Origin of the sequence: Dactylosporangium sp. CA-052675 (assembly GCF_050947935.1) — a bacterium.
Taxonomy (GTDB): domain Bacteria; phylum Actinomycetota; class Actinomycetes; order Mycobacteriales; family Micromonosporaceae; genus Dactylosporangium.
The window spans coordinates 1298442-1311762 of record NZ_CP192010.1; the positions used below are offsets into that span (position 1 = coordinate 1298442).

Sequence of the window (13321 nt, forward strand, 5' to 3'; positions counted from 1 at the left end):
GCCCAACTGACCACGATTGTGTCCCGCATCTCCTTTGAAATGGCTGAGAACACGCATACCCGCAGGTGGGAAGGTGTGCACGAAAGCCGTCGGCCGACCGGGGGAACCCCCTAGCCGAGGGATTCGTGCACGAAGCACCAGCGCCAGTACTCGCCGGGCTCGATCGACTGCATCACCGGGTGGTGGCTGACCAGGAAGTGCTGGGTCGCGTGGCGGCGCGGCGACGAGTCGCAGCAGGCCACGTGGCCGCACGTGAGGCATTGGCGCAGATGCACCCAGTCGGTGAACCCGCCCTCCTTGCACTCCGGGCAGCCGTCCACCGCCGGCGGCTCAACCTTCTCGGCCGCTTCCAGATGCACGCAGGTCACAGATCCCCCCGCTCAAGCAGTGACTCTTCCAGGTCCATGTCGCGCTGCGCCTGGCGCAACGTCTCCTCCGGGATTCTCCCCGAGTCGCGGGCCTTGCGGAAAACCTCCCGCTCCGCGCTCAGCATCTCGCGGCGCAGGCGGGCGTAGGCGGCGGACGGCGTTTCCCGGTCCGAGCGGCCCAGGCGCTCCCAGGCCATGTTGGAGCGGGACAGGGCCATCTGCCGCAGCCGCTCCACGACACCCTCGGGCGCGTCGCCGGCGATCTCCTCGAGGCGGTTCTTGCCGGCTCGGGTGGCCTCGTGCTGTACCGACGCCTCCGCCAGGGCATCCTCGGTCCGATCGTCGCCGGGCACCTTGAGCCAGCGCGCGACCGTCGGCAGGGTCGCGCCCTGCAGGACCAGCGTGGCCACGATGACGCCGAAGGCGAGGATGACGAAGAGGCCGCGAGGGTACGGCATCCCGTCCGCGAGCGTCGCCGGCAGCGAGAGCGCCGCGGCGAGGGTGACCGCCCCGCGCATGCCCGCCCAGGAGATGACGGCCGGGGCGGCCAGCGAGGGCGACGGGTCGCGGCGGCGGACGCTGGGGATGAGCCGGGCGAGGTACGTCGTCGGAAAGAGCCACACGATCCGCGCCACGATCACCACGCCGACCACGGCGGCCAGGGCGCCCGCGGTGAACGCGAACGAGCGCTCCACGTCGGCGATGAGGGCGCGCAGCTGGAGGCCCACGAGGAGGAACACGACCCCCTCGAGCAGGAACTTCACCATCCGCCAGAAGGCGTCCATCTGCAGGCGGGAGGCCGCCGACATCAGGGTCGGCATGCGGTGGCCCAGGGACAGGCCGCAGACCACGACCGCGACGACCCCGGAGGCGTGCACGGACTCGGCCGGCAGGAACACCACCCAGGGCGTGAGCAGCGAGACCGCGTTGTCGATGAGCGGGTTGCTGACCCGCTTGTGCACGAATCCGATGAGCAGCCCGCCGGCCACGCCGAACGCGACGCCGCCGATGACCGCGATGGAGGCCTGCTCGGTGATCGACCAGCCGTCGACCGCCTCGCCGACCGCCGCGGCCACCGCGACCCGGAGCGTGACCAGGGCGCTCGCGTCGTTGATGAGGCTTTCGCCCTCCAGGACGGTGACCACGCGCCGGGGCAGCCCGATGCGCCTCGCCACGGCCGTGGCCGCGACCGCGTCGGGCGGCGCGACGACGGCGCCCAGTGCCAAGCAGGCGGCCAGCGGTACGGCCGGGAGCAGCATCTTGAGCGTGAACCCCACGGCGGCTGTGGTGAACAGCACGAGCCCGACCGCGAGCAGCAGGATCGGCCGCAGGTTGAACTTGAACGCCGGCACCGAGGTCTCCAGCGCCGCCACGTAGAGGATCGGCGGGAGGATGCCGATCAGCACGACCTCGGGATCGAGCTCGATCTCGAGCAGCCCCGGGACGAACGAGATCACGATGCCGACGACGACCAGCAGAATCGGCGACAGTACGCCGATGCGGCGCGCGAGGACCGAGGTCGCGACCACGACCGCGATGAGTCCGACGATGTTCCCGAGCCCGTGCACGGGCGAAGCTTATCCACGCCGCCGCTCACCGCCGTTACGAGTGACGGGCGCCACAGGGCGGGTCGCCGAACGGCGCGGGTGACCGGCGCGTGCGCGAGCCCGCCCGGGCCTGAGAGACTGCACCCGCACATGCAGTAAGCCGTGATCTAGGGGAGGATCGTCCTCATGTGTGCCGCGCGGCAAATACTCCTGCCCTCCGGGCCGGTGTGAGCATGGCCGACGTCAGCACGACCGTGGATCTTCGCCACCGGCGCATCGGACCGATCGCCGGCGAGCGGATCCGCGTGCTGCTGGTCGAGGACGACCCCGGCGACGCGTTCCTGGTCCGCGAGCTGCTCGCGGAGGCCGACGCGCCGTTCGACGTCGAGATCGCGCAGACCATGCGCGAGGCGCGGCCCCGCTTCCGCGACGTGCACTGCATCCTGCTCGACCTCGGGCTGCCCGACGCGAGCGGCCTGGACGGGCTGCGCCAGGTGCTGCAGCACGTGTCGGGCGCCGCGGTCTGCGTGCTCACCGGGCTGGAGGACGAGCACCTCGGCACCGCGGCCGTGGCCGAGGGCGCCCAGGACTACCTGGTCAAGGGGACGGTCGACGGCGCCGGCCTGGCCCGCGCGGTGCGCTACGCGGTCGAGCGCAAGCGCGCCGACGAGCAGGCCCGGCTCCTGCGCGAGTCCGAGCTGCGCCAGGCCGAGTCGGCCCGGCTCGAGCGCGGCCTGCTCCCGCAGCCGCTGATGCGCAATGTGCCCGCCGACCTCTTCAGCATCTACCGCCCCGGCCGTGACCGGGCCCTGCTCGGCGGCGACTTCTTCGACGCGATCGGGGTCGACGACGGCAGCCGCCTGCACCTGCTCATCGGCGACGTCTGCGGCCACGGCGTCGACGAGGCGCCGCTCGGCGTGGCGCTGCGGGTCGCCTGGCGGGCCCTGGTGCTGGCCGGGGTGCCGGAGGAGCAGATCCTCGACTCGCTGGAGCAGGTCCTCGTCGCCGAGCGCCGCACCGACGAGCTGTTCGCCACCGTGGCGGTCGCGACGGTCGACCTGCGCGCCGGGATCGCCCGCATCCGCCTGGCCGGCCACCCGCCGCCGATCCTGATCTCCGGGGACCGCGCGGTCCCGTGCGACGTCGACCCGGGCCTGGTCCTGGGCGTCATCCCGGGGATGCCGCGGCCGCCCGCCGAGATTCCGCTGGGCCCGCCGGGGCAGTGGTCGCTGCTGCTGTACACCGACGGGCTGATCGAAGGCTCGGCCGGCCCGGACGCGGCGCCGGGCGACCGTCTCGGCGTCGATGGGCTGTGCCGCGTGCTGGACAGCCCGATCCGCGCCGAGCCCCGTGACCTGCCCGGCTGGCTCACGCTGCAGGCGGAGGCCCACAACGGCGGGCCGGTGCAGGATGACATCGCCGTGCTCGTGCTGACTCCCTCGAGGACTTCATGACCCCCTCCAACTGGTCGCTGTGGCGGCGCATCACCGCACTGTGCGCGGTCGTCGCCGGCCTGCTCGTCCTGATCGCGGCCAGCGCCACCGCGACGGCCGCGGCCAACCGCAGCGAGACCGAGCAGGTGCTGGACCGCCTCACGCCCGCGCTCGTCAATGCCGAGCGGTTGTACTCCCAGCTGCTGCGCCAGCAGTCCAGCGTCCGCACGTTCCTGGTCACCGGCAAGGACTCCGATCTCGACAACTACCGCGACGCGCAGGGCCAGGAGGCCGCGATCCTCGCCGACACCCGGCAGCTGCTGGCGGACGAGCCCAAGCTGCTGAGCACCGTGGACGGGATCGCGGTGGCGACGGCGCGGTACCGCCGCGAGGTCACGGAGCCGCTGATCACCCAGACGCGGGCAAGCGGCGTGAACCCGGAGACGGCCGCCCCGACCGACCAGGCGCGGGCCGTCTACAACGACGCCGCCGGGCGCATCAACGCGCTCTCGGGGCAGATCGTCACGCGGCGTGACGAGGTCGCCGGGCAGGTGCGCACCACCGGCAACGTGCTCGTACTGCTGCTCATCTTCGCCGCCGTCGTGGTCGTCCTGGCCGGCGTGGCGCTGGCGCTGCTCCTGCGACGGCTGGTCACGCGCCCCGTCACCGACCTGGCCGGCGAGGTGCGGCGGGTGGCGGGCGGCGACTACGAGTACCAGATCCGCAGTTTCGGTCCTCCGGAGCTGACGGCGCTGGCCGACGACGTCGACACCATGCGGCGGCGGATCAACGCCGACCTCACGGACGTGCTGGAGGCGCGGCGGCTCGTCGAGGAGGCCAACCGCATGCTGGAGCAGCAGGCGGCCGAGCTCACCCGGTCCAACCGGGACCTCGAGCAGTTCGCGTACGTGGCCAGCCACGACCTCCAGGAGCCCCTCCGCAAGGTGGCGAGCTTCTGCCAGCTGCTGCAGCGGCGGTACTCCGGGCAGCTCGACGAGCGCGCGGACCAGTACATCGGGTTCGCCGTCGACGGGGCGCAGCGCATGCAGCGGCTCATCAACGACCTGCTCGCGTTCTCCCGCATCGGCCGTCTGACCAGCGGGTTCACCGAGGTCGACCTGAACAAGGTGGTGTCCGACGCGGCCGCGCAGTTCGACGCGCAGCGCGAGGCGACCGGCGCCGAGATCATCTTCACCGACCTGCCCGTCGTGCGCGGCGAGGAGCCGCTGCTCGGCGCGCTGTTCAGCAACCTCATCGGCAACGCGATCAAGTTCCGCCGCCCCGACGTGCCACCGCGGATCGTGATCGCCAGCACGGCCGGCGACGGGGAGTTCGAGATCAGCGTCGAGGACAACGGCATCGGCATCGAGCCCGAGTTCGCCGACAAGGTCTTCGTGATCTTCCAGCGGCTGCACGCCAAGGAGACGTACCCCGGCACCGGCATCGGCCTCGCGATCGCCAAGAAGATCGTCGAGTATCACGGCGGGCGGATCTGGATCGATCCCTCGCCGCGCGAAGGTACGCTGTTCCGGTTTACGCTGCCCGCAGCCGTTCCCGCTCTAGAGGAGTCTCCCGCATGACCGCGCCCGTGGAAGCGTCCCTGCCGATCGAGGTGCTGCTGGTCGAGGACGACCCGGGCGACGTGCTCATGACGCAGGAGGCGTTCGAGGAGCACAAGGTCCGCAACAAGCTCAACGTGGTGCAGGACGGGGAGGAGGCGCTGGCGTACCTCCGGCGCGAGGGCAAGTTCGCCGACGCGACCCGGCCCGATCTCATCCTGCTCGACCTGAACCTGCCGCGCGTGGACGGGCGGGAGGTGCTGCAGGTCATCAAGGAGGACCAGGATCTGCGGCGCATTCCGGTCGTGGTGCTGACGACCTCGCAGGCGGACGAGGACATTCTGCGCAGTTATTCGCTGCACGCCAATGCGTACGTCACCAAGCCCGTGGACTTCGACAGTTTCATCGCGGTGGTCCGGCAGATCGACGAGTTCTTCGTCAGCGTGGTCAAGCTGCCGCCGCGGGGCTGAGTTCGTAGGGGTTTGGCGCGAAATGTCGGCGCTGCGCGCCCCGACATTTCGGACTTTTCGGATGCGGCGGAAGAGCCCGCCGTGTCCGAAGGTGCTGCTGTGTCGTCCGCGGACATGACCAACGGTCGTCCACGGACATGACGAACGGCCCGCGTCCCTCGAAGGGGCCCGGGCCGCCGCGCGGTGTGCGAAAGCGTTACTGGTTGGCCGCGTGCACCTCGGCCGGGTTGTGCGTCGGCACCGGCAGCTCGATCCCGTGCGCCCGCTCCCAGGCCTCGATCACCGAGGACGTCACGTGCGTGCGGAAGTAGTCGTTCGCGCTGAGGCGGTTCGTCACCGGCTCCTCGCTCTCCGCGAGCAGGCTGCCCGTCACCAGGTGCACGCCGTTCTGCACGGCGGCGCTCAGGCGGCGGTGGCCGTCGATCACGTAGTAGTCCTGGCCGCTGTGGCCGATCGTCAGCGGCTCCAGGTCCTCGGGGGCGGCGCCGGCCAGCTCCTGCGCGAGGGTCCCGTCCGCGAAGTCGATCTCGCGCGTGGGGTAGATGCGCATCGGGTCGAGCAGCAGCAGCGGCGGGCGCTCGCGCAGGATGTCGGTGCCCAGGCGGCCCTCGAAGGCGGCCTGCACGGCCGAGACGACCTGGTCGGGGTTGGCGCGGGTGGAGTCGGCGACGAGGTCGTAGTTGCGCAGGCGGTACTTGTCCGCGCCGTACCGCGTCAGGAACCGCATCCGCTCGCTCTCGCTGCGGCTGTGCAGGTTGCGCTTGGCCTCGTCCAGCGACGCGTAGTTCTCCACCTCGGAGTGCGGGCGGGCCAGCACGCGCCGGGCGGCCTCGTTCGGCTCGGTGATGAGGTGGACCTTGAACGCCTCGTGGAAGAAGAACCAGGCCAGCCGGCTGTCGACGATGAGCTGCTCGCCCGACTGGGCGATCTCGGTCTGCAGGCTGTCCACGGCGCTGTCGATCGCGTCGTCCAGCTCGGCGTGGAGGTTGAGCTGCAGCGCGGTCATGCCGCGGCGCTGGGCCATCTCCCGGTACATGTCGCCGACGCTGATGCGGCGCAGACCGAGCCGGCTCGCGAGCTCGACGGAGACGGTGGACTTGCCGCTGCCGAGGTCTCCGTTGATGACGACCGACCGGTGATTGCTCATGCGCAAACTCTCCAGGTAGTGAGGCGTCGCGAGCCTAACACGCTCCTGGTGCAGGCCTTTTCGTCGTGCTACCCAGCCGGTACCGAAGGGATTCGCCCGAACGGGCGCCCTGGTCGGTAAACCGGAGGACACCCCGGACGGCGATGTGGCGGTCATGGAGCTGGCCACGACGCCGTCGCCCGGGGACCGGCGGTGCTCGGCGGACGCGAGCGGGCGCCGAAGCGCTCCGGACTACCTGGGACGAGCACGGCTACCTGAGGAAGAGCGCGGCGATCTTCGGCAGGTGCTTGCGTACCTCGTCGTCGTCATCGTCGTCCCAGTCGTCCTCGACGAGCGGGGCGACCTGCCCGGTCCGGGCGCGCAGCAGCATCGGGTAGTCGTCGGTCTCGCCGTACAGCTCCTCGGCGAGGTCCTCGACCTCCCGCGGGGCCAGCTCGTGCGCCGCGAGATCGCCCGCGGCCACGGCCCGCACCACCGGGTCGTCGGCGAGCGCGTCCGGGTCGGCGACCGCGCGCTCGTAGGTGTCGCGGCCGCGCGCGATCAGCCCGTCCACGAACGCGTCGGCGTAGCGGGCCACCACCCGGCCGGTCGCCCACATGGCCGAGGAGTTGGCCCGGGCCTGCAGCCGGGTGCGGTGGGCGTCGAAGTCCAGCAGCTCGCTCTTGTCGAGGGTGGCCAGGCGCATCCGCAGCGCGGCCGTGAACCGCTCGGCGAAGCCCGGGGTGACGCGGTCCCCGGCGGCGGACCGAGCACCGTCGATGATCGACCAGAAAGTATCGCTGTCCACGGCAGGCAAGTCTTGCACGACAGCGCAGCCGCTGGAAACGGCGCGCGGCCCGCCCTAGGCTGCGCCCATGAGCGAGCGGGTGGGGGTGCTGCTGCGGCAGTGGCGGGAGCGGCGGCGGCTCAGCCAGCTCGAGCTGGCCAACCAGGCCGAGGTCTCCACCCGGCACCTGAGCTGCGTGGAGACCGGCAAGGCGCGGCCGACCAGCGCGATGATCCTGCGCCTGACCGAGCACCTCGACGTGCCGCTGCGCGAGCGCAACACCCTGCTGCTGGCCGGTGGTTACGCGCCCGCCTACCCCGAGCACGGCCTCGACGGGCCGGCGCTGCGGCAGATCCGGGCCTCGCTGCGGCAGGTGCTGACCGGGCACGAGCCCTACCCGGCCGTCGTGGTCGACCGCGGCTGGAACCTGCTCGAGGCCAACGGGTCGCTGCTGCGCCTCACCGGGGGCGCGGCCGAGCACCTGCTGCGCGGCCCGGTCAACGTGCTGCGCCTGTCGCTGCACCCGGAGGGGCTCGCGCCGCGGATCGTCAACCTGGACCAGTGGCGCGGGCACCTGTTCGCGCGCCTGCGCCGGCAGATCGCGGCGACGGGCGACCCCGCACTGCGCGACCTGCTCCAGGAGCTGCAGGGGTACCCCGGGGGAGAGGCCCCCGCCGCCCCGCACGACGTCGTGGTCCCGCTGCGCATCCGGCTCGGCGGCGAGGAGCTGCGCCTCTTCGGCATCACCGCGGTCATCGGCGCCCCGCACGACGTGACGGTCGAGGAGCTGGCGATCGAGTCGTTCTTCCCCGCCGACCCGGCGACCGCGGAGGCTCTGCGCCGCGCCTGATCGATGCCGGGTCAGGAAAAAATCCCAGAAAACGACGCCAATGACGACGGCGAGTGGTGGCACGTTTCCGGGATTCGAGGCGGTGGCCGCGACCGTAACGTTCTTCATGCAAGGCCACACACCACAACCTTCCAAGGGGAGCGCACCATGAGCGACTACGACACCGGCGACACGGGCTACGACGGCGGCGGCCACGAGGTCGACTACGGCCAGTACGACGCCGGTCAGGAGCACGGCTCGCTGGACCAGCTGCACCAGGCGCAGGGCTCCGAGGCCGACGCCCAGTCGCAGTTCGGCGTCTACGAGGAGGACCACCACAACGCCGAGTCGACGGACTTCGCGCAGGGTCACCACGTCGAGTACGACGCGCCGGCGGCCGTGCACTACGAGTCCGACGACTACACGAACTACTCGCACGACGCGACCTCGGACGACCACGTCTTCGCGGCCGAGGGCAGCGAGTCCTCGCACCAGGCCCAGTTCAGCGAGCTCAGCGCCCTGCAGGAGCGCTTCGACGCCGCGTTCGCCGAGGGCACGCAGTTCCACGCGGACGGCGGCGACGCCCAGATCGCGTCCAAGTAAGGCACCGCGGTACCTCATGGTGTGGCTTCGGCCCGGCCGGCGGATCAGCCCCGCCGGCCGGCACCCGACCCGCACCCTTCGGCCACGGCACAACGCACTCGGTTGTTCGACTTCGTCCGGGTGTCCGGGACTGTCCGGACATTCCCGGCCGCCCGCGCGAAGTCGGCCATCCGGGTGCGTTTTCGTGTCGGAGCCGCGACCAATCCTTGATCGTCTCGGCGGCGGTGGTCACAATCGCCGGCATGGGTTTGGGGGATTACGTGGGGATCTGGCGGGCCAAGCGGCGGCACCGGCGGGCGCAGCAGCAGCACAACCGCAGCCGCGGCCAGAAGCAGAAGCGGCGCGACGACGGCGACTGCGGGCCGGACTGGCACTGCGACGTCTGCGACTGCAGCCCCATCATGCTCGGCTCGCTGCTGTCGCTCATGGCGATCTCGGCGCCCTCGCGCGCCCCGCGGCGGGACCCGGGCGGGCCGGGGCGGGCGGGGATGGCGGCGATCCGCGGGTACCAGCGCTTCGTCTCCCCGCATCTGGGGATCAAGTGCCGCCAGGTGCCCTCGTGCAGCAACTACGGCCTGCAAGCGGTCCAGCGCTACGGCCTCGTGGAGGGCTCGCGGCTCACCGCGGCGCGGATCAAGCGGTGCAACCCCTCGACCCCGCGCGGCACCGTCGACCAGGTGCCGTAGGGCGTCTCAAGCACGCTCTGGGACGCTCTGGGACGCTCTCTGGGACGCTTCCGGGACCGCTCTAGGACGCACGGACGCAGCGCAGGCCCGAAAAGGTCATCACCGCCGGCAGCGTGAACGTGATCGCGGAGGCGGCCAGCGAAAGATCGCCCGCCCCGCCGGTGTTCCCGTGGCCCCAGGTGGGGCTGAACACGGAGAGCAGCACGCCGCCGACGGCGAAGAAGGCGACCGTGGTGATCGCGGCGATCCCGGTCGCGCGCACGAACCGGCGGCCGACGTCGACGTACCGGCTGCCGATCCCGCACGCCAGCGCGGCCAGCAGCGCCCCCACGACCACGGCGTAGGTGGCGTAGTCGACGGTGCGCGCCAGGACCAGGTACGCGCGGCCCGGCTCCCAGCTCCAGGCCACCGCCGCGCGCCGCCACGCCACCTCGGAGACCAGCGCCTGGAGCGCCACCGCGGCGCCCACGATGATCGCGGTGCGCCGGCCCTGGGCCAGCGCCAGCTCGCGCTGGTACTCGGGGGCCAGGGCGGCGACGGGGCCGAACTCCTCGACCGCGGCCCGCTCGGCGTCGAGGCGGTCCAGGCCGTCGGCCTCGTAACGCTCCGCGGCGTCGGCGAGCCCGTCGCGGGCCTCGGTGACCAGGTCCGCCTTGGCCGCGCGGGGACCGCGCAGGGCGCCGCGCAGCGAGGCGACGTAGGCGTCGATGGGGCCGGCAGTCAGCACCTCCTCAGCATGCCGCCCGGGCGCGCGGCGGGCAGTCCGGGTTGTCCCTGACCTTTCCCCGGGTTCGGGTCCCGGGTCTGGCGCGCCGGGCGCAACCCAAGACAGCCTACATGTAGCCGTTCTACATGTAGGGAGACATCCGATGCGCAAGTGGCTGCTCGGCGGCCTGGTCCTGCTGCTCGTGCTGTGCGGGGGCGGGGTCGCGGCGCTCGTCTACCGCGTTGTCCGCCCGCCGCTGGACGTGCGCGCCGACTTCACCCGGCCGCTGCGGGTGCCGCCGACGGCCGCCTCGACCGTCGACGCGCAGGGCCGGCGCGTGTTCGACCTGCGGGCGCAGCCGGGCGAACGCGACTTCGGCCACGGCGCGACCCGCACCTGGGGCTACAACGGCGCCTACCTCGGCCCGACGCTGCGGGCCAAGCGCGGCGAGCCGGTCGTGGTCAACGTGCGCAACGCCCTTGCCGAGCCCACGACCGTGCACTGGCACGGGATGCACCTGCCGGCCGCGATGGACGGCGGGCCGCACCGCCCGATCCCGACCGGCGGGGAGTTCCGGGCGGCGTGGACGGTCGACCAGCCGGCGGCGACGCTGTGGTACCACCCCCACCCAAGCGTTCGCACCGAGACCCAGGTGTACCGGGGCCTGGCCGGCCTGTTCCTGGTCGACGACGACGAGCCGGCCCAGCGGGCCCTGCCGCACGACTACGGCGTCGACGACATCCCGGTCCTGGTGCAGGACAAGTCGTTCGACGGGGACCAGTTGTCCATGGACGCCCGCTTCGGCAGCGACATCGGCGTGCTCGGCGACGAGATCCTCGTCAACGGCACCCCCGGCCCGTACGTCGACGTCCGCTCCGCGCTCGTCCGCCTCCGCCTGGTCAACGCCTCGACCGCGCGCGTCTACGCTTTCACCCTCGCCGACCACCGCCCGTTCGCCCTCGTCGGCACCGACGGCGGTCTGCTCGCGCGGCCGGCGATGACGAGCCGCGTGCGCCTCTCCGTCGGCGAGCGGGCCGAGATCGTGGTCGCGCTCCGGCCGGGGGAGCGGCTGGCCCTGCGCAGCGAGCGGCCCCTCGGCGGCGACCTCGGCAGCCGCTTCAACGGCGGCCAGGACAGCTTCGACATCCTGCAGCTGCGGGCGGCCGCGACCCTGACGCCGGCCACGCTGCCGGAGACGCTCGTGAGCATCCCGCGCCTGGACCCGGCCCGGGCCGCGCAGACCCGGACGTTCGCGTTCCAGGGCCGCGAGATCAACGGCGACAGGATGGACATGGGCCGCGTCGACGCCGTCGTCGTCAAGGACACCGTCGAGGTGTGGAACGTCTCCAACGGCCACGACACCCCGCACAGCTTCCACATCCACGACGTGCAGTTCCAGGTGCTGACGGTGGACGGGCACGCCCCGCCGCCGGAGCTGTCGGGCTGGAAGGACACGGTGTTCATGGCGCCGCACCAGCGCTACTCGGTGATCGCGCGGTTCGCCGACTACGCCGACCCGGCGACGGCGTACATGTTCCACTGCCACGTCCTCAAGCACGAGGACGAGGGCATGATGGGCCAGTTCGTGGTGGTCGAACGGGGACAGCGGCCGAGACTGCACGGGTGAGAGGGTGCCGGGCCCCCCGTGGCGGCGCGGGGCCCGGCACGTCTCGCAAGCGTTCCGTCGTCCCCGTGTGTGTCGTCCATGCGGCGGCAGCAACCCAACGAGAACCGCTCCTGTGACCGGCATGACACATCGATCAAGACTCCCGTGTCAAGAGATCATCCGAGCTAGGTGTCGTTCGTCACCGAGGCTCTCCGAGATGCGCGCGGAGCGCGACCGCGAGATCTCCCTGGGTGCCCGCCCAGGCCGTGTACCCGTCGGGGCGCACCAGCACGCGGCGCTCGTGCGGGGCATGGAGGAGCCGGTCCTCGTACCCCTCCGGAGCCTCCGGCGCGAGCAGCACGTGCCGGCCCTGGCGCAGCAGCTCGTAGAGGCGCGTCCCGCCGAGGTCCACGTCCGCCTGGCGGGGCGCGTGCGGGTAGTCGATGCCGATCCCGGACACGGTGCCGGTCAGCCCCCGCTGCACCGCCGGGACGTGCAGCGCCAGCCCGCCGAGCACGTCGCGGCCGAGCCGGGCGCCGCGCGAGCTCAGCAGCGCGAGGCGGATGAGGCCGCCGCTGGAGCGCAGCACCGTCCGGCCGACGGCGTGCCGCTCCAACTGGTAGGTGTCGAGCAGCCCGGCCGGCGCCCAGCCCGCCCCGGCCGCGGCGAGCTTCCAGCCGAGGTTGGCCGCGTCCTGCAGGCCGGTGTTCATGCCCTGGCCGCCGGCGGGGGAGTGCACGTGCGCGGCGTCGCCGGCGAGGAAGACGCGGCCGGTGCGGTACCGCTCGACCTGCCGCTCGTCGCTGTGGAACCGCGAGAGCCAGCGGCACTCGCCCATCCCGAAGTCGGTGCCGAACGCCTCCCGGACCGTGGCCCGGACCTCCTCGATCTCGAGCGGCACCTCGTCGCCGACCTGGTGCCCGCGGTTCCAGGCGAAGACGCGATGCCACCCGTCGCCGAACGGCGCCACGAACGCGAACGCGGAGCCGACCGCACTGACGGTGATCACGTCGGCCGGCGGCTCGGCGAGCCGGACGTCGGCGAGCATCAGGGAGCGCACCGCGGCCCGGCCCGGGAACGGCAGGCCGAGCGCCTCCCGCACCCCGCTGTGCGCGCCGTCGGCCCCGACGAGCCAGTCCGCCGCGAACGTGCCGCCGTCGGTGCGCACCTCGACGCCGTGCTCGTCCTGGCGCAGGCCGGTGACCGTGGTGCCGCGCACGATCCGCGCCCCGGCCTTGAGCGCGCGCTCCTCGAGGATGCGTTCGACGTTGTACTGCGGGGTGATGAGCACGAACGGGTACCGCGACGGCAGCCCGCCCAGGTCCACCGAGACGCGCCCGAACAGCCGCAGCCGGGCCAGTTTCGTGCCGGTGGCGATGACGTCCTCGGCGATGCCCCGGGCGTCGAACTGCTCCAGCGTGCGCGCGTGGACGGCGAACGCGCGGGTCAGGTTCGACTCCCCGGCGCGGCGCTCCAGCACGGTCACGTCGGCGCCGGCGGCGGCCAGGTCCCCGGCGAGCAGCAGGCCGGTGGGGCCGGCCCCGGCGATGACGGTCCTCATGGCTTCTCCCTCTGGATCGAGGATGCCAACAAGTGTTGGC

Annotated in this window: 13 protein-coding genes; 7 read left to right on the forward strand and 6 right to left on the reverse strand. The window is 72.3% G+C overall.

Annotated features, from left to right (window positions below; genetic code table 11):
• Positions 1 to 110 precede the first annotated feature (110 nt).
• Together ACQP1P_RS05825 and ACQP1P_RS05830 are read right to left on the reverse strand one after the other, a co-directional pair.
• Positions 111 to 368 carry a UBP-type zinc finger domain-containing protein gene (locus tag ACQP1P_RS05825; RefSeq protein ID WP_433083827.1) on the reverse strand — a complete coding sequence of 86 codons (258 nt, stop codon included), beginning with the start codon at positions 366 to 368 and terminating at the stop codon, positions 111 to 113.
• Complete coding sequence (locus ACQP1P_RS05830) at positions 365 to 1936, reverse strand: Na+/H+ antiporter (protein ID WP_433083829.1); 1572 nt, start codon at positions 1934 to 1936, stop codon at positions 365 to 367. The genes ACQP1P_RS05825 and ACQP1P_RS05830 overlap by 4 nt, the downstream gene beginning before the upstream one ends.
• Positions 1937 to 2148: 212 nt before the next feature.
• Between ACQP1P_RS05830 and ACQP1P_RS05835 the strand changes: the two genes are divergently transcribed.
• The 3 genes from ACQP1P_RS05835 to ACQP1P_RS05845 are packed head-to-tail and all read left to right on the forward strand — an operon-like array spanning position 2149 to position 5377.
• Complete coding sequence (locus tag ACQP1P_RS05835; RefSeq protein ID WP_433083831.1) at positions 2149 to 3369, forward strand: PP2C family protein-serine/threonine phosphatase; 1221 nt, start codon at positions 2149 to 2151, stop codon at positions 3367 to 3369.
• The gene (locus tag ACQP1P_RS05840) at positions 3366 to 4928 is read left to right on the forward strand and encodes a sensor histidine kinase (RefSeq protein WP_433083833.1); all 1563 of its coding nucleotides are present in this window, start codon (positions 3366 to 3368) and stop codon (positions 4926 to 4928) included. The genes ACQP1P_RS05835 and ACQP1P_RS05840 overlap by 4 nt, the downstream gene beginning before the upstream one ends.
• Positions 4925 to 5377 (forward strand): response regulator, encoded by a 453-nt coding sequence (locus ACQP1P_RS05845; RefSeq protein ID WP_433083835.1) that lies wholly within the window; start codon positions 4925 to 4927, stop codon positions 5375 to 5377. Before ACQP1P_RS05840 ends, ACQP1P_RS05845 begins: the two co-directional genes overlap by 4 nt.
• Before the next feature lie 196 nt (positions 5378 to 5573).
• Here the strand turns inward: ACQP1P_RS05845 and ACQP1P_RS05850 are convergent, their stop codons facing one another.
• Positions 5574 to 6524: an AAA family ATPase gene (locus ACQP1P_RS05850; RefSeq protein ID WP_433083836.1), complete on the reverse strand. Its 951-nt coding sequence runs from the start codon at positions 6522 to 6524 to the stop codon at positions 5574 to 5576.
• Between the two features lie 250 nt (positions 6525 to 6774).
• Positions 6775 to 7311, reverse strand: a complete 537-nt coding sequence (locus tag ACQP1P_RS05855) for a DUF4240 domain-containing protein (protein ID WP_433083838.1) — start codon at positions 7309 to 7311, stop codon at positions 6775 to 6777.
• Between the two features lie 67 nt (positions 7312 to 7378).
• Between ACQP1P_RS05855 and ACQP1P_RS05860 the strand changes: the two genes are divergently transcribed.
• From ACQP1P_RS05860 to yidD, 3 genes are all read left to right on the forward strand, one after another.
• Positions 7379 to 8140 (forward strand): helix-turn-helix domain-containing protein, encoded by a 762-nt coding sequence (locus ACQP1P_RS05860; protein WP_433083840.1) that lies wholly within the window; start codon positions 7379 to 7381, stop codon positions 8138 to 8140.
• A 147-nt stretch (positions 8141 to 8287) separates the two neighbouring features.
• Complete coding sequence (locus ACQP1P_RS05865; protein WP_433083842.1) at positions 8288 to 8722, forward strand: hypothetical protein; 435 nt, start codon at positions 8288 to 8290, stop codon at positions 8720 to 8722.
• 242 nt (positions 8723 to 8964) lie between these two features.
• Complete coding sequence (yidD, locus tag ACQP1P_RS05870; protein WP_433083844.1) at positions 8965 to 9408, forward strand: membrane protein insertion efficiency factor YidD; 444 nt, start codon at positions 8965 to 8967, stop codon at positions 9406 to 9408.
• Between the two features lie 61 nt (positions 9409 to 9469).
• On the opposite strand, the gene ACQP1P_RS05875 is transcribed toward yidD, so the two are convergent.
• The gene (locus tag ACQP1P_RS05875; protein ID WP_433083846.1) at positions 9470 to 10135 is read right to left on the reverse strand and encodes a permease prefix domain 1-containing protein; all 666 of its coding nucleotides are present in this window, start codon (positions 10133 to 10135) and stop codon (positions 9470 to 9472) included.
• A gap of 142 nt (positions 10136 to 10277) precedes the next feature.
• On the opposite strand from ACQP1P_RS05875, the gene ACQP1P_RS05880 reads away from it, so the two are divergent.
• A complete protein-coding gene (locus ACQP1P_RS05880; protein WP_433083847.1) occupies positions 10278 to 11741 on the forward strand; it encodes a multicopper oxidase family protein in 1464 nt (487 codons plus the stop codon).
• Positions 11742 to 11919: 178 nt separating this feature from the next.
• On the opposite strand, the gene ACQP1P_RS05885 is transcribed toward ACQP1P_RS05880, so the two are convergent.
• Complete coding sequence (locus ACQP1P_RS05885; RefSeq protein ID WP_433083849.1) at positions 11920 to 13281, reverse strand: FAD-dependent monooxygenase; 1362 nt, start codon at positions 13279 to 13281, stop codon at positions 11920 to 11922.
• Positions 13282 to 13321: the final 40 nt, after the last annotated feature.